The 20061-nt window shown below is 73.9% G+C and carries 17 protein-coding genes; 11 read left to right on the top strand and 6 right to left on the bottom strand.

Annotated features, from left to right (window positions below):
• Positions 1-89 precede the first annotated feature (89 nt).
• The 6 genes from RVR_RS05155 to RVR_RS05130 all read right to left on the bottom strand — a co-directional run bounded on the left by RVR_RS05155 (position 90) and on the right by RVR_RS05130 (position 6201).
• Entirely contained in the window at positions 90-611 is a 522-nt protein-coding gene (locus RVR_RS05155) for an NUDIX domain-containing protein (protein ID WP_202232705.1), read from the bottom strand.
• Between the two features lie 96 nt (positions 612-707).
• On the bottom strand, positions 708-1661 hold the full coding sequence (locus RVR_RS05150; protein ID WP_202232704.1) for a GNAT family N-acetyltransferase: 954 nt from the start codon (positions 1659-1661) through the stop codon (positions 708-710).
• 208 nt (positions 1662-1869) lie between these two features.
• Positions 1870-2694 carry an SDR family NAD(P)-dependent oxidoreductase gene (locus RVR_RS05145; protein WP_237405239.1) on the bottom strand — a complete coding sequence of 275 codons (825 nt, stop codon included), beginning with the start codon at positions 2692-2694 and terminating at the stop codon, positions 1870-1872.
• 122 nt (positions 2695-2816) lie between these two features.
• Positions 2817-3665 (bottom strand): amidohydrolase family protein, encoded by an 849-nt coding sequence (locus RVR_RS05140; RefSeq protein ID WP_202232703.1) that lies wholly within the window; start codon positions 3663-3665, stop codon positions 2817-2819.
• Positions 3662-4849, bottom strand: a complete 1188-nt coding sequence (locus tag RVR_RS05135; RefSeq protein WP_202232702.1) for a mandelate racemase/muconate lactonizing enzyme family protein — start codon at positions 4847-4849, stop codon at positions 3662-3664. Before RVR_RS05135 ends, RVR_RS05140 begins: the two co-directional genes overlap by 4 nt.
• Positions 4849-6201 carry an aspartate aminotransferase family protein gene (locus tag RVR_RS05130; RefSeq protein ID WP_202232701.1) on the bottom strand — a complete coding sequence of 451 codons (1353 nt, stop codon included), beginning with the start codon at positions 6199-6201 and terminating at the stop codon, positions 4849-4851. Before RVR_RS05130 ends, RVR_RS05135 begins: the two co-directional genes overlap by 1 nt.
• A 216-nt stretch (positions 6202-6417) precedes the next feature.
• Between RVR_RS05130 and RVR_RS05125 the strand changes: the two genes are divergently transcribed.
• From RVR_RS05125 to RVR_RS05075, 11 genes are all read left to right on the top strand, one after another.
• The gene (locus RVR_RS05125) at positions 6418-7296 is read left to right on the top strand and encodes an IclR family transcriptional regulator (protein WP_202232700.1); all 879 of its coding nucleotides are present in this window, start codon (positions 6418-6420) and stop codon (positions 7294-7296) included.
• 190 nt (positions 7297-7486) lie between these two features.
• Positions 7487-9724: a peptidase C14 gene (locus RVR_RS05120; RefSeq protein ID WP_488165664.1), complete on the top strand. Its 2238-nt coding sequence runs from the start codon at positions 7487-7489 to the stop codon at positions 9722-9724.
• Between the two features lie 155 nt (positions 9725-9879).
• On the top strand, positions 9880-11184 hold the full coding sequence (locus RVR_RS05115; protein ID WP_202232699.1) for a Gfo/Idh/MocA family protein: 1305 nt from the start codon (positions 9880-9882) through the stop codon (positions 11182-11184).
• 127 nt (positions 11185-11311) lie between these two features.
• Positions 11312-12562, top strand: a complete 1251-nt coding sequence (locus RVR_RS05110) for an extracellular solute-binding protein (RefSeq protein ID WP_202232698.1) — start codon at positions 11312-11314, stop codon at positions 12560-12562.
• A gap of 115 nt (positions 12563-12677) precedes the next feature.
• Entirely contained in the window at positions 12678-13589 is a 912-nt protein-coding gene (locus RVR_RS05105; protein WP_202232697.1) for a carbohydrate ABC transporter permease, read from the top strand.
• Between the two features lie 2 nt (positions 13590-13591).
• Positions 13592-14578, top strand: coding sequence for a carbohydrate ABC transporter permease (locus RVR_RS05100; RefSeq protein ID WP_202232696.1), 987 nt, complete (start codon positions 13592-13594; stop codon positions 14576-14578).
• A gap of 8 nt (positions 14579-14586) precedes the next feature.
• On the top strand, positions 14587-15780 hold the full coding sequence (locus tag RVR_RS05095; RefSeq protein ID WP_237404578.1) for an NAD-dependent epimerase/dehydratase family protein: 1194 nt from the start codon (positions 14587-14589) through the stop codon (positions 15778-15780).
• Between the two features lie 222 nt (positions 15781-16002).
• Complete coding sequence (locus RVR_RS05090; RefSeq protein WP_202238396.1) at positions 16003-17019, top strand: dihydrodipicolinate synthase family protein; 1017 nt, start codon at positions 16003-16005, stop codon at positions 17017-17019.
• Positions 17003-18049 carry a hydroxyacid dehydrogenase gene (locus tag RVR_RS05085; RefSeq protein WP_202232695.1) on the top strand — a complete coding sequence of 349 codons (1047 nt, stop codon included), beginning with the start codon at positions 17003-17005 and terminating at the stop codon, positions 18047-18049. The genes RVR_RS05090 and RVR_RS05085 overlap by 17 nt, the downstream gene beginning before the upstream one ends.
• A 200-nt stretch (positions 18050-18249) precedes the next feature.
• On the top strand, positions 18250-19110 hold the full coding sequence (locus RVR_RS05080) for a fumarylacetoacetate hydrolase family protein (RefSeq protein WP_202232694.1): 861 nt from the start codon (positions 18250-18252) through the stop codon (positions 19108-19110).
• Between the two features lie 81 nt (positions 19111-19191).
• The gene (locus RVR_RS05075; protein WP_202232693.1) at positions 19192-20040 is read left to right on the top strand and encodes an SMP-30/gluconolactonase/LRE family protein; all 849 of its coding nucleotides are present in this window, start codon (positions 19192-19194) and stop codon (positions 20038-20040) included.
• Positions 20041-20061 lie beyond the last annotated feature (21 nt).

The following is a 20061-nucleotide window of genomic DNA, read 5'->3' as shown; positions in this document are numbered from 1 at the left end:
CGGCGGACGCGGTGGCCTGCCGCTGTAGGTGTGCTGCGACCGTGGATGGGTTGCGCCTCACGGCGCGACGACGGATGGCCGACGGCCGTCTACGACGCGGCGCGCTCGGCCGCCACCGGATAGTTGAGCAGCGCGAACCGGGCCAGGGAGCGGACCTGGTCGAAGGTCTCGATGCCGTCGATGTCCTCCAGGCCGAACCACGCGGCGCCCTGGACCTCTTCGAGCTGCGCCTCCACGGCTTGCTCGCGGGTGCCCGGCAGCCGCCGCACGTAGAAGAACTGGACCAGCGCCGGGGTCGGAAACCCCTCGCGCTCCACGTCCACGTAGAACGGCACGGGCTCAGGGGTGGCGTGGTGGTCGGCCGGATGGACGGCGGGCTGACTGGAGATCGCCTCCACCAGCAGCCCCGTCTCCTCCTTGAACTCCCGCACCGCCGTCTCGGCGAACGACTCCCCGGGTTCGAGGTGCCCCCCTGGTGGAACCCACTTGTCGAACCGGTTGTGGTGCACCAGCAACACCTTGCCGCGCTCGACGAGATAGCCGGAGCAGCAGTACACCAGACCGAGTTCACGCGTGGTCCGGCCGTCATGGATCAACATCGAGCGAGGCACGCCGCCCACGATAATCCACCCACCCACCCGCCCCCCAACTCCCCGACCCTGCACCGGACTTCCGGTGTGCCGTGCGCCGGCGACCCGGCGGGGGTGTCAGAAGGCGTCGGCGGGCCAGTGGAAGGCGGTGGGGGCGGTGACGGTGGCGTGGACCTCGGCGGGCGGGGCGAGGAGGGGGCGGGCCATGCCGTGGTGGGTGGGGGAGGGGGCCGGGTCGGCGAGGAGGTGGGGGAGGGCGGCGACGACGGCGGGGTCGGCGGGGAGCCGAACCGTCGCGGTCGCGGTGCCCGCGGCGCGGGCGCGCACCGCCGCAGCCGACAGCAGGGCGCCGGCCGCGGCCTCCTCGTGGCCCGGGGCCAGCGCGATCTCCACGACCTCGAAGGCGCCGGGCGCGGGGCGGCGCAGGACGACGAAACCCGTCGCGGGACTGCCGGCACCGCCGGTGGTCGCCACCAGGATCCGGGTCGGCGGCGCGTACCAGACGGGGACGCGGTGCGCCCAGTCGTCCGCGCTGCGCACGGTCGTCAGGGGGCGGCCCGCGTCGTAGGCGGTGCGCAGGGCGCGCAGGACCGGGAGGTCGCCGGCGGTCGCGGGGCGTACGGCCGCGGCACCGGGGTGCGGGGTCCGGCCGGCGGGCCGGCCCGACCAGCCGGGCGCGGCGAAGGACCGCCATCCCGCGCCCTCGTAGACCCGCGGGGTGGCCGTGAACAGCAGGGACCAGGCGCACCCGTCCGCCGTCATCGCGGCGACCGCCGCCGCGAGCAGGCGCCGGACGTGGCCCCGGCCGCGCGCGTCGGGACGGGTGGCCACGCTGCCGACGCACCCGACCCGCTGCGGTGCGCCGGTGGCCGAGCGGATCGGCCGCGGCAGGTGGTGCAGGGCCGAGACCAGCCGTCCGCCACCGTCCTCGGCGACGAGCGTGCGGCCGTGCCGCCCCGGGTCCCGGCCCCACAGCGCGACGACCGCGGCCGCGTCCGCCTCCGGGAAGGCCGCCGCCCACAGCGCGTGCAGCGCCGCCTCGTCCGCCGGGGTCGCGGTGCGGTACGGCATGACGGCGGCTCCTCCCTGCCGACCGTCGGCCAGTGGCCAGTGGCCAGTGGCCAGCGGTCAACGGTCAACGGCTGGCGGTCAGCGGTCTGTGAGTAGTGATCAGGGATCAACGGTCCTACGGTGGCGGTCGGCAGGATCCCTACGGTCCGAGCCGTCCGTACGGCCCCCGACCACGCGGGTACCCGGCCGTACGTACCGCGCGTGCCGGTCAGCCCGTGGCGCCGCCCTCCCCGCCGCCGAGTGACGAGCGGTACGGCGGCATGAACGCGGTCCGCGGCATCTGATCGGCCAGCACCCCGCCGTCCACCACGATCCGGCTGCCGGTCAGGTAGGCGCCCCCGTCGCCGGCGAGCAGCAGCAGCGCGGCGGCGCACTCCTCGGGCCGCGCGTAGCGGCCGAGCGGGATGCGCCGGCGGTACGCCGCCTCGAACGCCTCCCGGTCGAACGGGAACTCGCCGTCGATCGGGGTCTCGACCATGCCGGGGGCCAGGCTGTTGACGGTGATGCCGTGCGGCGCCAGCTCCACCGCGAGGGTCTGCGTGAGCAGGTCCACCGCGGCCTTCGACGCGTTGTAGTGCGCCAGCCCGGCCTCGGCGACCAGCGCGTTCTTGGAGGTGATGTTGACGATCCGGCCGGGTACACCGTCGGCCACCATGTGCTCGGCCAGCCGCTGGGTCAGGAAGAACACCGCGTCGAGGTTGACCCGCATGACGCGGTACCAGCTCTCCGGGGTGATCTCGTTGAACCGCTCCAGCGCGGCGGTGCCGGCGTTGTTGACCAGGACGCGGATCGGCCCGGCCTGCGCGCGCACCCGGTCGGCGAAACCGTGCAGCGCCGCGGTGTCGGACAGGTCCTGCTCGACGACGAGCGCGCCGCGTCCCGACTCCCGCACGCGCGCGGCGGTCTCCGCGAGTCCGGCCGCGCCGGGCAGGTCGGTGAGGACCAGGTCGGCGCCCGCCTCGGCGAGCGCCACCGCGAACGCCCGGCCCAGGCCGCGGGCCGCGCCGGTGACCAGCGCGGTGCGGCCGGTCAGGTCGAAGGGCGCCCCGGCCGGACCGGCACCGCCCGCACTGCCCGTGCCACCCGCACCGCCCGCGCCGCCCGTGCCACCCGCACCGATCGCGCCGCCCGCGGCAGGGGCCCCACCCGCACCGGTCACGACGGCTCCAGCCCGAGCAGGTCCAGCGACGGGCGGTGGATCAGCGCCTCGACCGCCTCCTGGTCGAGCGGGTCGAGCCCGGGGATGCCGGGGACGCGGGCGATCCGGCGCAACCCCTCCACCGAGTCGTCCACCGTGGTGAACGGGTAGTCGCTGCCGAACAGCAGCTTGTCCCACACCCCGTAGTCCTGCACCAGGCGCAGGCTGTGCCACAACTGGAACGGCCGGTAGTGCAGGGCGCTGACGTCCGCGTAGACATGCCGGTGCTTGCGGATCACCGCGATGCACTCGCCCTCGAAGGGGTGACTGAGGTGGGCGAGCACCATCCGCAGCTCCGGGTGGCGCATGGCCACCCAGTCCAGGTGCCGCGGCATGGCGTACTCCAGCGGCGCCTGCGAGACGAAGGTGGTGCCGGTGTGCACCAGCAGGGGCAGGCCGTGCCGCTCGGCGTAGGCGTACAGCGGTTCGTACGCCTCGTCCGCCGGGTCGAAGCCGGCGTACATCGGCATCAGCTTGATGCCGCGCAGGCCCAACTCCTGGTGACCGTAGCGCAGTTCGTCCTCCCACCCGGGCTGGGTCGGGTCGATCGAGAGGTAGCCGATCAGCCGGTCGGGGTGCCGGCCGACGTAGTCGGCCACGGCCGCGTCGTCGACCCACAGCCCGCTGCGGCGCGCCTTGCCGCCGACCACCACGGTCCGGGTGCCCTCCGGGGCGCTCGCCGCGTAGTCCTCGTACCGCACGGTGAGGTCCACCTCGCCGGCGTGCGCCCGGGCGGACTCGGCGCGGAAGGCGTCGTCGAAGTCGTGGCTGTGCCGGAAGAGATGGGAGTGCACGTCGACGATCATGTGCGGTTCCTCTTCTCCCAGCCGTCCGCGAACATGTTCCAGAAGCGGTGCGTGGGCGGGTGCTCCGCGAAGACCTCGTCCACCAGCTCGACGCCGAGTCCGGGCGCGGTGGACAGCCCGATGTGTCCGTCGACGATCGGCAGCGCGCCGCGCACCGCCTCGAAGACGTACGGTTCGAGCAGCCCGTCGAAGGTCTCCAGGATCTTGAGGTTGGTGATCCCGAGCGTGGCGTGCACCGAAGCGGTGGTACACAGCGGCGAGTTGGAGTTGTGCGGGGCTACCAGCATGCCATGCGCGTCGGCCTGGGCGGCGATCTTCCGCACCTCGGTGAAGCCGCCGGCCATCGACAGGTCGGGCTGCACGATGTCCACCGCGTTGCTCGCGAAGAGCTGCTTGTACTCGTACCGGTTGTGGAAGTGCTCGCCGCCGGAGATCGGGAAGGCCGCGATCTGCCGCAACTCGGCGTAGCGCTCGATGTGCGTCCAGGGCAGCGGTTCCTCGAACCAGCCGATGTCGTACGGCTCCAGCTCGTGCACCAGCCGGCGGGCGGTGGCCATCGCGAACCGGGCGTGCCCCTCGACGAAGAGGTCCACCTCGGGGCCGACCGCCTCGCGCACGGCGGCGACCAGGGCCAGCGAGCGGCGCAGCTCGGGTCGTTCCAGTTCGTGCAGGCCCGCGCCGAACGGGTCGAACTTCAGCGCGGTGAAGCCCTTGGCGACGGTCTCCTTCGCCTTGGCGGCGAACTCGGCCGGCTCGCGCTCGCCGGTGTACCAGCCGTTGGCGTAGACCCGGACCCGGTCGCGGGTGGCGCCGCCGGTCAGCCGGTGCACGGGCACGCCCAGCGCCTTGCCCATCAGGTCGTACAGCGCCTGGTCCACGCCGGAGACGACCACGCCGCCGATGTCGCCGCCGCGCAGGAAGTCGCCCTGGTACATGCGCAGCCAGAGTTCCTCGACGTCGAACGGGTCGGCGCCCAGCAGGTGGCGGTGGCCCATCGCCTCGGCGAGCCGGCAGGTCTCGTCCACCCGGTAGGGGTGGGTGATCTCGCCGACGCCGGTCAGGCCCTCGTCGGTGTGGATCCGGACGTAGCCGAAGTCACGCCAGGCGGTGCCCAGTTGCAGGGTCTCGACCTTGCTGATCCGGCCCGCCGGGCCGGGCGGGCGAGTGGTGTTCACCGTCAGCATCAGCGTGCTCCCGTCGTGGTGGCGGCGCCGCCCATGGTCGAGGTGTGGGTCAGGTCGCTCGGGCCGCCCTCGGCCAGGGTGCGCCGGACCGCCGCCTCGGTGGCCTCCAGCAGCCGGTCGACGTCGGCGTCGGTGTGGGCGTAGGACAGGTGGCTGCGCTTGAGGTTGAGCGGCAGTTCGAAGATGCCGTGTTCCACGAGGTGGCGGCGGTAGCCGACGAACAGCGCGGTGTCGTTGGCGAGCAGGTCGTCGTAGCTGAGCGGGGCCGGGCCGGGCATGAAGTAGCTGACGAAGACCGAGCCGTAGCCGGTCACCACGGCGGGCACGCCCATCCGCTCGTAGAGCGCGGTGAGTTCGCCGCGCACCCGGTCGCCGAGCCGGAAGACGTGCTCGTGCACCGGCTGCTCGCGCAGCTTGCGCACGGTGGCCAGCGCGGCGGCGACCGGCAGCGGGTGGCCGTTGTAGGTGCCGGCGAAGAAGACCGGGCCGCCCGGGCGGCTGCTGAAGTACTGCATCAGGTCGGCGCGCCCGCCGAGCGCGCCGATCGGGGCGCCGTTGGCGATCGCCTTGCCGAGGGTGGTGAGGTCCGGGGTGACGCCGGAGATCGCCTGGTAGCCGCCGAGGGCGTGCCGGAAGCCGGTGATCACCTCGTCGAAGACCAGCACGCTGCCGGCCGCGGTGCACTCCTCGCGCAGCGCGCGCAGGAACTCCTCGGTGGGCAGCAGCGCGCCGACGTTGTGCGGGACGGGCTCCACGATCACCGCGGCGATGTCGCGGCCGTGCTCGGCGAACACCTGGCGGAGCGCGGCCGGGTCGTTGAAGCGCAACACCAGCGTGGCGTCGAGCACTTCGGACAGGATGCCGGTGGAGGTGGGGTCGTGCCGGCCGACCCGGTCCGGCGCCGAGATGACGTTGAGGCTCACCGCGTCGTGCCAACCGTGGTAGCAGCCCTGGAACTTCACCACCAGCCGGCGTCCGGTGACCGCGCGGGCCAGCCGCAGCGCGTGGAAGGTCGCCTCGCTGCCGGTGCTGGTGAGCAGTACCTGCTCGATCGAGGGGATCAGCTCGGCCAGTTGCTCCGCGAGCAGCACCTCGCCCTCGGTGACGGCCACCCCGGTCAGGCCGAGCCGGCCGGAGGCGTCCGCGACCGCGGCGGCCACGTCCGGATCGTTGTGGCCGAGCAGCGGCGGCCCGAACGCGGCGTGGTAGTCGGTGAACTCCCGGCCGTCGCCGTCCCAGAACCGGGACCCCGCGGTACGGGTGATCACCAGGTCGGTGAGACCGGGAATGCTGCGCTGGCCGCTGTTGACCCCGCCCGGTATCACCCGGCGGGCCCGCTCGGCGAGCGTCATGTGGTGCTCCTCGCGTCGATGCTGTGGGTGACGGTCCCGGCCCTGCCCGGCCGGGACCGCGGGAGGCCATCCGCCCGGCAGGTCGTCGCTGGATTCGTTCGCTGCACTGAAGGAACGATTTTCAAGAACACTGTTCTGAATATCCGAACAGTGGGTGGATCTTAGAGCGGGTTTCGCGCCCCGGTCAAGGGGGAACCGGTGGTAAACTGTTTTGCTATGCAGAACAGTGGTGCGCGGGGGCTCGACGGCGAGCCGGGCCGCGCGGCGGAGCCGGAGCCGAAGTACCTGGTGAAGACCGTGGCGAGGGCCGCGGAACTGCTGGAGGTGCTCGCCGCCGGCGGACCCGGGGCGGGACTCAGCGTCACCGAGGTCGCCCAGCGCAGCGGCGTCTCGAAGAGCGCCGCCTTCGGGCTGCTGCAGACCCTGCGGCACTACGGACTGGTGGCCGACGAGGGCGAGGGTATGAACCGCCGCTACCGGCTGGGCATGTCGCTGGCCCGGCTCGGCGACCGGGCGCAGGCGCAGGTGTCGCTGCGCGACGTGGCCCGCCCGGTGCTGTGCGAGCTGACCGCCGCCACCGGCATGGCCTCGCGCGTCGCGGTGCCGCAGGACGGCCAGGCGGTGATCGTCGACCAGGTCGACGCCGGCGGCGGTCTGCGGCTGGACCTGCGGATGGGAGCCCGCGAGCTGCCGCACTGCACCGGGATCGGCAAGGCGCTGCTCGCCGCGATGCCCGAGGAGGAGGCCAGGGAGCTGATCGCCCGCACCGGGCTGCCCCGCCGCACCTCGCGCACCATCACCGACGAGGCGACGCTCTTCTCCCACCTGGCCGACGTCCGCGCCACCGGCTACGCGCTGGACGACGAGGAGGACGCCGACGGGATCTTCTGCATCGGCAGCGTGGTCCGCGACCACCGGGACCGGTGCGTCGGCGCGATCAGCATTACCGGGCTGAAGCTCGACCTGCCCGGCTGGCGGTTCCGTGAACTCGGCCTCCAGGTAAGGGACTTCGCCGATCGCGTCAGTCAGAGCCTCGGGCACGGCGGTGCCGGGGCGACGCCGGAAGGCCGCACGGCGGCCACCGCGGGGTCTTGACCGATTCACCGGCCGGGGCATAACGTCTCGCCCCGTCGGACGGTGCCGCGCCAGCACCCTGCCCCTGGTCTGCGCGTATCCCGCACCGGTCCGTACCGCCATCCGCACATCCGGCAAGCGTCACGGGACTCGTCCTCACCCCCAGGCCCATCGAAGGCTGAGGCACACCGTGAACGTTCCCCCTGGCCCCGTGCCGGGTTCCACCACCGACCAGAGCCCCCAGTCGAGCCCCGAGCAGAGCCGAACCGACACCTCCCGCCGCAAGCTGCTGCGGGCCGGCGGGATCGGCGGGCTGCTGCTCGCGGCCACCACCACCGCGGTCGCCGCCGGTGCCGGCACCGCGTCCGCGACCGGCTCCGGCAGCGCGCACCCGGCCGGCAAGTCCACCGCCCCGATCGCCGTGGACACCGTCGCCCACCTGCTCGCGCTGGACCCCAAGGCGCTCGCGAGCGGCGCGGTCGCACTCGTGTCCGGCTACCGCGCACCCGGCGACGGCGGCGGCCTGGTCGCCCGCTGGGACGCCACCGCGACCACCGCACCCAACGGCGGCACCGTGCTGCGCCCGGCCGGCCACGCCGGCAAGGGCCGCTGGCGCATGGTCCACGACGGCCTGCTGGACTTCCGCCAGTTCGGCGTCATGGACGCCTCCACCCCGGCCGACGCCGCGCTGGACGCCATGGTCGCGGACCCCGCCGTGCACCGGATCGAGGCGCACACCGACCTCAACTTCACCAAGCGCCACACCTTCTCCCGCTCCCGGATCGAGCTGGACTTCGGCGGCAACCTGGTCACCACCACCGGGATCGAGCCGAACGCCGTCAACAACCCGTTCGGCGCGGTGCTCTACTTCCGCGGCACGGTCACCGACACCACGGTGAAGTCCGAGCTGTCCGCGGCGATGCCCGACCTCGCCGACATCTTCGAGGTGCCGTCGAGCAAGTCCTTCACCGTCGGCCAGTGGTGGAGCGTCGAGATCGACGCGGCCGCCGGCACCGGGCTGTACGAGAAGGAGGTGCAGAAACTCGTCCAGGTCACCGAGATCGTGGACGGCACGCACATCCGGGTCAACTACAAGATCGGCTGGGACCTGGCCGCCGGCCGCACCTTCACCTGGACCCTCGTCGAGCCGGTCGAGCGCGCCCACGTGCGCAACATGGTCTTCCAGGGCGTCCCGGACGTCGCGGACGACGACACCGTCACCGGCTCGCACCCGATCGCCTACGAGTACGCCGTCTCCTGCGACGTCTCCGGCATCGACGCCACCGGCACCTTCTGGCCGGTGATCATGCGCCGCTGGTGTACGTACTTCCACACCTCCGAGTGCCAGTTGAAGAACCCCGCCTCGGTCACCTACGGCGGCGCCGGCTACCTCACGCAGCAGATCTACTGCCTGTACGGCCACGTCGAGGACTGCCACGTCGCCAACGCCCGGCACCTGAACGACTGGACCGCCTCCGCCTACGGATACGTCACCAACTGCCACGGCGACGGCGACGACCAGGGCCCCTTCGTCACCCACGGCCAGTTCGAGCACGACCTGACCTTCACCGGCAACTCCGGGCTGATGACCTTCGCCAACTCCGGTGCGGCATGGGGCGGCGCGGCCAAGCGCGTCACGGTGCGCCGGCACGCCTGCTCCTGGTTCGTGGCCCGCACCAACATCACCGACCTGACGCTGGAGGACATGCTGGTCATCGGCAACGCCCAGGCCGGCTCCGGCATGATCTGGGTCAACGCCGACGGCGCCCAGCTCCGCGGCTGCGTCGCCTCCGGCCCGCTGGTGGTCTCGCAGTCCTCGAACCGCTCGAAGCGGCCCACGGTGATCGCCGACTCGGCCTTCACCCAGGGCAAGGCGTCCGAGGTCACCGCGGCCACCGTCAGCGCCGACGTCCACCTGCTGCGGGTCACCCTGCAGGGCCTGGACGGCGCCCAGTTCAACGGCACCGGCGACCTCGTCCTCGACGCCTGCACCTTCACCGGCGCGAGCGCGTCCGCCGACCCCAGCACGGTCGCGCACGCCGACACCGCGGTGCACGGCGGCACCTTCGCCGACACCGGCCTGGTGCTGAAGTCCGCCAAGGACCAGCGGCTGTGGATCGACGGGGGCGCCCGCTTCGGCGGTGCCAACGGCTCCGCGGTCTTCCTCGCCCGCAGCGGAGCCGACCGCACCGTCAGCTGGCAGCTCGACGGCCTCGACTCCCGCGCCTCGGACGCCAAGACCGCGCACCTGCTGATCACCGACGGCGTCAACCACTACCGCGCCGGCGGCTCGGCGTTCAGCGGCGGCCGCCTCGAACTCGATCCCGCGGCGTTCGGCGGCGACAGCCACCTGCTGCACACCGGCTGCACCGAGGACGGTGTGACCCGCACCGCGATGCCCGCCGAGGGCGACCGGGTGCGGCACACCGCCGGAAACCTGCTGCTCTGAGACCGCCGGCCGGGCCCGCTCCACCTCACGGGCCCGGCCGGCCACCACCCCCCCGCAGCCGTTCCCGCCGGACCGCCCCCCGCACCCGTTCCCACCGGACCCCCGCCCGGATCCGTTCCCGTGCGAGCCGTCGCGCCCACCGTGAGGAAGAGACCATGGCCACCGACCAGACCAGCACCGGAGGCACCCCGATCGAGGGGCGCCCGGTGCGGATCGCCCTCGTGGGCGCGGGCAACCGCGGGCTGACCTACGCCGCCTGGATCCGCGACCACCCCGAGCGGGCCCGGATCGTCGCCGTCGCCGACCCCCGGCCGCAGGCGCGCGCCGCCGTCCCGTCGGCGACCGGGTACGGCGACTGGCGGGAACTGCTCGCCGCGACCGCGGCGAACGGCGGTCCGCTCGCCGACGGCGTGATCGTGGCCACCCAGGACCGCGCGCACGCCGAACCCGTGCTCGCGCTGGCCCGGGCGGGGTACGCGGTGATGACCGAGAAACCGCTCGCCCCCACCGAGGCCGAGTGCCGTGCCATCGTCGAGGGCGTGGAGGCGGCCGGCGTGCCCTTCGCCGTCTGCCACGTCATGCGCTACACCCCCTACACCGACCTGGTCAAAAGCGTGGTGGACAGCGGCGTCCTCGGCACCGTCACCGGGCTGGACCACCTGGAGCCGGTCGGCTGGTGGCACTACGCGCACTCCTACGTGCGCGGCCCGTGGCGCCGCGAGGACCTGTCGTCGCCGATGATCCTCGCCAAGTCCAGCCACGACCTGGACTGGATCGCCTACGTCACCGGCCGCCGCATCGAGACCGTGGCGAGCTTCGGCTCGCTCGCCCACTTCCGGCCGGAGAACGCACCGGCCGGCGCGACCGCCACCTGCCTGGACTGCCCGGTCGAACCGGACTGCCCGTACTCCGCGCCCAAGCTGTACTACCCGGCGCTGCGCACCACCGGTGGCGCCTGGCCGATCGACCACGTGACCGAGCACGCCGCCGGCCCGCAGGACGAGGCGGTCCTCACCGAGGCGCTGCGCACCGGCCCCTACGGCCGGTGCGTGTACCGCGCGGACAACGACGTGGTGGACAACCAGGTGGTCGCCATGCGGCTGTCCGGCGGCGCCACCGCGGTCTTCACCATGACCGCCTTCACCGAGCAGACCCACCGCCGGACCAGGATCTTCGGCAGCCACGGCTGGCTGCGCGGCGACGGCGAGCGGGTCACCGTGCACGACTTCCGCGACGACACCGTCCAGGTCCACGACGTGGGCACCAGCGGCTCCAACGCCGCCGACGGCCACGGCGGCGGCGACGCCGTCCTGGTCGAGTCCTTCGTCACCGCGCTCGCCACCGGCGACCGCTCCCACATCCGCTCCGGCCCGGTCGAGTCCCTCGGCAGCCACCTCGCCGCCTTCGCCGCGGAACGCTCCCGGCACCGCGGCACCGTCGAGACCGTCCCGCCGCGCTGACAGTCCCGCGCCGGCCGCCCCCCGCGCCGCCGGCCCGGCCCCCGGGCACCGCCCGCACGGCACACCCCACCCGCGCCCGTACGACCACCACCGCCACGCTCCACGCTTCCGGAAAGCGAGAACCACCGTGAGACGCCGTAACACCGCCGCCTTCGCCATCGCCGCCGCCCTCGCCGTCACCGCCGTGGCCGGATGCGGCTCCGGCACCGGCTCCGGGTCCAGCTCGAAGAAGACGATCAACACCTGGGTCTACCCGGTGATCAACGACGCGAAGGCGAACGACGCCTACTGGGACGGCCTGGTGAAGGGGTTCGAGAAGGAGAACCCCGGCGTCACCGTGAAGGTCTCCACCTACCCGTGGGCCAACCGGGACACCGCGCTGGCCACCGCGCTCGCCGCGGGCAAGGGCCCCGACGTGGCGTACCTGATCCCCGACCAGCTCTCCGCCTACCAGCGCAACCTGATCCCGGCCGCGCAGTGGATGCCGGCCGCGGACAAGGCGGCCTACCGGCCGGCCGCGCTGAAGGCGGTGACCGTGGACGGGCAGGCGCTGGCGGCCCCCGTCCTGATGTCCAGCTACCCGCTGCTGTGCGACAAGAAGGTCTTCGACGCGATCGGCGAGACCAGCTACCCGACCACCTGGGACCAGCTCGCCGCGCTCGCGCCGAAGCTCAAGGCCAAGGGCTTCTACGCCACCAGCTACAGCGGCGACACCACCGCCACCCTCAACATGACCTTCTACCCGCTGCTGTGGCAGGCCGGCGGTGACGTCTTCTCCGCCGACGGCACGAAGGCCGCCTTCAACAGCGCGGCCGGCGTCAAGGCGCTCACCTGGCTGAAGACCTTCGTGGACAACGGCTGGACGCCCAAGGACCTGGTCACCACCACCCCGCAGATCGAGCAGACCGACCTCGCCAAGAACAAGGTCGCCTGCACCTGGCAGAACACCGCGGCCGAGGTCGAGCCGTTCTGGGGCAAGGACAACATCGAGGTCGGCCCGGCCCTGACCGCCGACAAGTCGGTGGCGTACGGCACCGTCGGCACGCTGGCGGTGTTCAAGGGCGCCAACCAGGAGCTGTCCGGCAAGTGGATCTCGTACGTGTCGCAGCCGAAGAACTCCGCGGGCCTGCAGAAGCCCGGCGGCTACTTCTCGCCGCGCTCCGACGCGACCGCGCTCTACCCGGGCGACCAGATCCAGGAGGCCACCGAGAAGGTGCTCGGCAGCACCGACGTCGGGCCGCTCAACAAGTCCGCGCGCGACGTGATGGGCCTGCTCGCCCCGCAGATCCAGGCCGCGCTGCTCGGCAAGACCACCCCGAAGAAGGCGCTCGACGCCGCGGCCCAGGCCGCCGACCAGTTGATCGCCCGCAAGCGCTGACCGCCCGTACGGCGCGGGCCGCTCGCACCGGCGAAGCGGCCCGCCCGGCACGGATCGTCCGCCCCCGGCGGCCGGCCGGGTCCGGCAGCAGCCGTCGCTCCCCGAAGGAGGTCCCGTGGCCGCAGTCGCGGAACGTACCACCCGCCCGCAGAAGAACCGACGCGGACCGCACGCGCGCCGGGAGGCCCGGATCGGGCTGCTGTTCGTGCTGCCCTGCTTCCTGCTCTTCCTGGCCTTCCGGTTCGGCCCGGGCGTCGCCGGGCTGGTGCTCGGCTTCACCGACTACACCATCGGCGACACCACCCACTTCACCGGGCTCGAGAACTTCCAGCGGATGGTGCACGACCCGCTGTTCTGGTCCTCGCTGCGGGTGACCGTCGTCTACAGCGTGATCGCGGTGCCGTTCACCGTCCTCGCCTCGCTCGCGCTGGCGCTGCTCACCCGGCGGGCGTTCCGCGGCTCGCGGCTCTTCCGGTCGGTCTTCTTCCTGCCGGTGGTCACCAGCCTCATCCTGGCGTCCACCGTCTTCATCTGGATCTTCTCCACGAAGGGCCCCTGGTCGGACCTGATGGGCCTGCTCGGACTGCCCGACCAGTCCTGGCTGACCGACTCCGCCCTGGTGCTGCCGGCGATCGCCCTGGTCGGCATCTGGTCCCGCTGCGGCTACGGCATGCTCATCCTGCTCGCCCGGCTCCAGGACGTGCCACGGGAGTTGGAGGAGGCCGCGCTGATGGACGGCGCCGGGCCGTGGCAGCGCTTCCGCCACATCGTCGCGCCGCAGCTCAGACCGGCGTTCTTCTTCCTGGCGGTGATCGAGACCACCAACAGCTTCCAGATCTTCGACGCCATCTACGTGATGACCGGCGGCGGCCCGGCCAACGCCAGCTACAGCCTCGTGTACCAGCTCTACGACGCCGGCTTCAAGTACAGCGACCTCGGCTACGCCAGCGCGCTCGGCTGCGTGCTGTTCGTGATGACCGTGGTCGTGGCGCTCGTGCAGCGGCTCGTGCTCGGAAAGGAGAAGTGACCATGGCGAACGTGACCGCCGAGGCCGTCGAGGCACAGGCCGGCCCCGACTCCCGCGGTGCCGCCGGTGCGGCGCCCGGTGCGGCCGGCGACCGGACCACCCGCGGCGTGTGGCCGCGCCGCGCCGGGCGCGCCGGGCGGCCCCGCGAACGCGACACCGTGCCCAGGGCGCTGCGGCCCGGCCCGGTCGGCAGGATCGTGCGCGGCGTGCTGCTCGCGGTCGCCTCCGTGGTGACGGTCTTCCCCTTCTACGCGATGCTCGTGCTGTCGCTGAAGCCCGGTGCCGCCGTGTCCCTGCCGGGCAGCCTGCTGCCCTGGCACCTCAGCGGCTCCTCCTACGGCACGGTGCTCGACGCCCAGGACGTGCCGCGCTGGCTGCTCAACACCGTGATCTACTCGGTGGTCTCGGTGGTGGGGGTGCTGGTGCTGTCCTCGCTGGCCGGCTACGCCTTCGCCAAGAAGCGCTTCCGCGGCAGGGAGACCATGTTCTGGTCGTTCCTGTCGATGGTGATGGTGCCCTACCACGTCACGATGATCCCGACCTTCATCATGATGGCGAAGCTCGGCGGTGTGGACACCTACTGGGGCCTGATCATCCCCACCCTCGCCAACGCCCAGGCGGTCTTCCTGATGCGCCAGTTCATCAGGGACCTGCCGGACGAGATGTTCGAGGCGGCCCGGCTGGACGGGTGCGGCGAGCTGCGGATCTTCGTCAGCATCGTGCTGCCGCTGCTCAAGCCGATCCTCGCCACGCTGGGCACCTTCGTCTTCCTGTGGCACTGGAACGACTTCCTCTGGCCGCTGGTGATGGGCCAGAGCAGCGACATGCGCACCCTCACCGTCGGCATCGCGTCGCTGCAACAGCAGCAGGTGCCGCTCAGCCAGGTGCTCGCCGGCTCGGTGATCGCCTTCGTCCCCATCTTCGCCGCCTACCTGGCCGGCCAGCGGTACTTCACCGAGGGCGTCACCGGTTCGGCCGTCAAAGGATGACCACGCACATGCCCCACACCTCCACCTCCACCCCCGCTCCCGCCCCCGCCCCGGCCCCGACGTCTTCGACCACCCCCGCGACCGCGACCGCCGCGACCGCGACCCCCGCGCCCGCCTCCGCCGGGATCCTCGGCGCGGCGGACTTCCCCGGCGGCGAACGGCAGCTCGAAGACCTGCTCGCCACGCCCTCGCCCGCCCTGGTGGCCGACCTCGCCCGCCTCGACGGCGACCTGGTCGTGCTCGGCGCCGGCGGCAAGATGGGGCCCAGCATGTGCCGGCTCGCCCGCCGCGCGCTGGACGCGGCCGGCCGCGGCGACCTCGCCGTGCACGCCGTCTCCCGCTGGTCGGACCGGGCGGCAGCCGACGCGCTCGCCGCCGAGGGCGTCCGCCCGGTCGCGTTCGACCTGCTCGACGGCGACCCGGCCGAGCTGCCCGACGCCGGCAACGTGATCTTCATGGTCGGCGCCAAGTTCGGGTCCGCGGGCAACCCCGCGCACGCCTGGGCGGTCAACGCGGCCCTGCCGGACCGGATCGCCCGCCGCTACCGCGACGCCCGGATCGCCGCCTTCTCCACCGGCAACGTCTACCCCCTGGTCGACACCGCCTCGGCCGGCTCCGCCGAGACCGACCCGGTCGGCCCGGTCGGGGAGTACGCCATGTCCTGCCTCGGCCGCGAGCGGGTCCTCGGCCACCACGCCGCCGAGCACGGCACCCGGGTCGCGCTGCTGCGGCTGAACTACGCGATCGACCTGCGCTACGGGGTGCTCGCCGACATCGCCTCGACCGTGCACGCCGGCGAACCCGTCGACGTCACCACCGGCCACGCCAACGTCGTCTGGCAGGGGTACGCCAACGAGGTCGCCCTGCGCGCCCTGCTGCACGCGGACGCGGACGTCTTCACCCTCAACCTCACCGGGCCCGAGACCGCCTCGGTCCGACGGCTGGCCCACCTCTTCGCCGAGGAGTTCGGCCGGCCGGATGCCGGGCGGGCCGGTGAAGTGGACGCCGAGCAGGCATCCTTGACGACGGGTCAGGAGTCCGGCACGGCCCTGCTGTCCGACGCGAGCCGCTGCCACGCCCTGTTCGGCTATCCGCCGGTGCCGCTGCGCACGCTCGTCGGCTGGCAGGCCGAGTGGATCCGGCGCGGGCTGCCGCTGTCGGGCCGGCCCACCAAGTTCCACGTCCGCGACGGAAGGTTCTGACCCACCGTGTCCACCCGCAACGACGAGCGCACCGCCGCTCACACCGGTACCGGCATCGGCACCGACGGCGCTGACGGGGGCGCCGGGAGCGCCGCTTCCGGCAACGCTTCCGGCCGCCTCCCCGGCAGCCGTCCCGCCCCCGCGCCGCACGCCGCCCCCGCCGCCGCCCCGGGCTCCGCCGCCGTCCCGGGCTCCGCCCCCGCCCCGGCGGGCCCGCTCGACCTGCTCGCCGCCGGCACCGTCATACCCGCCCACCCGCTCGCCCTGGACGCCGAACGCCGCCTGGACGAACGGCGCCAGCGCGCCCTGACCCGCTACTACCTGGCCGCGGGTGCCGGCGGCATCGCCGTCGGCGTGCACACCACGCAGTTCGAGATCCGGGACGCCGCGGTCGGCCTGCTGCGCCCGGTGCTCGAACTCGCCGCGGAGACCGCGGACAAGGAGGCCGGGCGGCCGGTGGTGAAGGTCGCGGGCGCCTGCGGCTACACCGCGCAGGCCGTCGCCGAGGCCGAACTCGCGGCCGAACTCGGCTATGACGCGGTGCTGTTGAGCCCCGCGGTGCCAGGAGCCGACGAGACCGGGCTGCTGGACCGGGCCCGCGCGGTCGGCGAGGTGCTGCCCGTCGTCGGCTTCTACCTCCAGGAGGCCGTCGGGGGCCGCTACCTGTCCGCCGACTTCTGGCGGGCGTTCGCCGACATCCCCTCGGTGGTGGCGATCAAGGCCGCGCCGTTCGACCGCTACCGCACCGCCGAGGTGATCGCCGCCGTCGCCGCGAGCGACCGCTCCGGCGAGGTCGCCCTCTACACCGGCAACGACGACGCGATCCTCACCGACCTGCTCACCCCGTACCGCACCTCGGCCGGCGACCTGCGCTGGTTCGCCGGCGGGCTGCTCGGGCAGTGGGCCGTCTGGACCTCCGGCGCGGTCCGGATGCTGGCCGAGGTGCGCGCCGCGCGGGCCGGCGACCAGCAGCTCATGACCGATCTGCTGCGCAGGGCACCGCAGTTGAGCGAGGCCAACGCGGCGGTCTTCGACGTCCGCAACGCGTTCCGCGGCTGCATCCCCGGGGTGCACGAGGTGCTGCGCCGCCAGGGGCTGCTGGCCGGCACGTGGTGCCTCGACCCGGCCGAACGCCTCTCGCCCCGGCAGGCGGAGGAGATCGCCCGCGTCGCCGCCGCGTACCCGTGGCTGACCGACGACGCGTTCGTGGCGGAGCACCGCGATGACTGGCTCCGCTGACCCCGCGCGGCCCCCGGTGCCGGCGGGCGGGAGGCGGAGCGTGGCCGTCGTCGCGGTGGGCGGCGCGCTGCGGGAACAGGTGTTCGGCGCGGAGAGCTGGGAGCGGCTGCTCCGGCGCGCCGACCTGGTGCTGCTCGACCGTCCCGGCGACCGGGCGGAACTGGCGGCGGCACTCGCCGACGCCGACATCCTGGTCACCGGCTGGGGGACGGCCCGGCTCGACCCCGAACTGCTGGCGGCCGCGCCGCGGTTGGAGCTGGTCGCGCACACCGGCGGCGCGGTGAGCCCGTACGTCCACCCGGCGGTCTTCGACCGGGGCGTGCGCGTCACGCAGGCGGGTGCCGCGATGGCCCGCCCGGTCGCCGAGGTGGCCCTCGCCTTCACCCTCGCGCTCCTGCACCGCATCCACCGCTTCGACCACGCGCTGCGCTCGGGTGCCGCGTGGGAGCGGGCCGAGCAGGCGCCCGAACGGCACCAGATCCTCGGCTGCCCGGTGGGCGTGATCGGCGCCTCCCGCACCGGGCGGGCGTACATCGAGCTGGTCAGGGCGCTGGGCGCCGAGGTCACCGTGTCCGACCCCTTCCTGTCCGCGGCGGACGCCGAGGAACTCGGCGTCCGGGTGGCCGGACTCGACGAGGTGCTGGCCACCAGCCGGATCACCGCGGTGCACGCGCCCGCGCTCGCCGGGACCCGGCACCTGCTCGGCCGCCGGGAACTGGCCCTGCTCCCCGACGGTGCCGGGCTGGTCAACACCGCCAGGTCCTGGCTGGTGGACGAGGCCGCGCTGCTGGACGAGCTGCGCACCGGCCGGATCGACGCGGCACTCGACGTCTACGACGCCGAACCGCTACCCACCGACCACCCGTTGCGCGCCCTGCCCAACGTGCTCCTGACGCCCCACCGGGCCGCGGCCACCGTCGAGGGCCGGTACGCGTTGGGCGAGAGCACCGTGGCGGAGATCGAACGGCACCTCGACGGACGGAAGCTGCTGCACGCCGTGGGCCGCGAGGCCCTGGAACGCGTGGAGTAGCCGTAGCCGTAGCCGTAGCCGTAGCCGTAGCCGTAGCCGTAGCCGGTAGCGGGCCGGTCCCCCGTCCCGTCCGTGGTGGCGGTGCGGGCGGGCGCGCCGCGCGCCCGCCTCCCGGGTGCCCGGTCCGCGCCCCGCACCCGCGTCCCCCCTCCCGCACTCTCAAGTCGACCCCCCGAGTCCCTCCGAAGAAAGAGCACCGCATGCGCCTGATGCGCCTGGGGCCGGCCGGTGGCGAGCGCCCCGTCGCCGGCACCGCCGACGGCCGGACCTACGACCTGTCCGGACTCACCCCCGACATCGACCCCGCCTTCCTCGCCGCCGACGGCGTCCGGCGGGCCCGGGAGGCGCTGGCCGCCGGCCGGCTGCCCGAACTGCCGGCCGGCGAGGTGGCCGGCGAGCGCGTCGGCGCGCCCGTGGCCCGGCCCGGCGCGGTGCTGTGCATCGGCCAGAACTACGCCGCCCACGCCCGCGAGTCGGGGGCCGAGCCGCCCACCGAGCCGATCCTCTTCCACAAGAGCCCCAACACCGTGGTCGGCCCGCGGGACACCGTGCTCATCCCGCGCGGCTCGCGGCAGACCGACTGGGAGGTGGAGCTGACGGTGGTGATCGGCCGCCGGGCCCGCTACCTCGCCGCGGACGACGACCCGCTGGCCCATGTCGCCGGCTACGCGCTCGGCAACGACGTCTCCGAGCGGGCCTTCCAGTTGCGGACCCCGGGCGGCCAGTGGGGGAAGGGCAAGAGCTGTGAGACGTTCAACCCGCTCGGCCCGTGGCTGCTGACCGCCGACGAGGTCCCCGACCCGCAGGCGCTGCGGCTGCGCTCCTGGGTCAACGGCGAGCCCCGGCAGGACTCCTCGACCGCCGACATGGTCTTCGGCGTCGCGGAGATCATCCGCCACCTGTCCCAATACCTGGTGCTGGAACCCGGCGACCTGGTCAACACCGGTACCCCCGAGGGCGTCGCGCTCTCCGGCCGCTTCCCCTATCTGCGCGCCGGCGACGTGATGGAGATGGAGATCGACGGGCTGGGCCGGCACCGTTCGGAGTGCGCCGATGCGTGAGCGCCCGGCCGCCGCACCGCCCCGGCGACGCGCCGGAGCGTGCCGGGGAAGCGGCCGGGGAACCGGCCGGGGGACCGGGCGTTGCTGACCTGCGACGCCCGGCCGGTGCTGGCCGGCGGCTTCCGGCTCGCCGAGGGCCCGGTCTGGGACGCGCCCCGCGAGCGGCTGCTGTGGGTGGACATCGAGGCCGGGCTGGTCCACGAGGGGCGGCTGCGGCCGGCCCGGGTGGAGGTGGTGCGGCGGCACCGTCTCCCGGGCACGGTCGGCGCGGTGGCCTGCGCCGCCGACGGCCGCCTGCTCGTCGCCGGCCGGCACGGCCTCACCGTCCTGCTGCCGGACGGCACGCGCCGGGCCGGCGCCCGCGTGCTGGCGGCCGGGACGCCGGGGCGGTTGAACGACGGCGGCTGCGACCCGGCCGGGCGCTTCCTGGTCGGCAGCGCTGCGCTCGACGGCCGCCGCGGCGGTGACGTCCTGGTGCGCCTGGCGGGCGACGGCCGGCCGCGCGTTCTCGACACCGACCTGACCTGCTCCAACGGGCTGGCCTGGTCACCCGACGGGCGGCTGATGTACAGCGTGGACACCGGGTCGGGGCGGGTCCGGGTGCGCGGGTACGGCCCGGACGGACGGACCGGCCCGCGGCGCGACCTCCTTGCGGTCGGCGACGGGCTGCCGGACGGGCTGTGCGCGGACCGCGACGGCAACCTGTGGCTGGCGGTGTGGGGCGCGGGCGAGGTGCGCTGCTACTCGCCGGCCGCCCGGCACCTGGCCACCGTACGGGTCCCCGCGGCGTACCCCTCCAGCGCGGCCTTCGCGGGGCCCGGCCTCGACACCTTGCTGATCAGTGCGGGCGGGCCGGACGGGGGCCTGTTCGCCGCGCGCCCGGGGGCGCGCGGCGCGGCCCTCCGGGCGTGGGACGGCGTCAGCCGCTGAACCGCGCCCACGGCGGGCGGA

Source organism: Streptomyces sp. SN-593 (genome assembly GCF_016756395.1).
Classification (GTDB): domain Bacteria; phylum Actinomycetota; class Actinomycetes; order Streptomycetales; family Streptomycetaceae; genus Actinacidiphila; species Actinacidiphila reveromycinica.
This window is presented reverse-complemented; position numbering and strand designations above follow the sequence as displayed.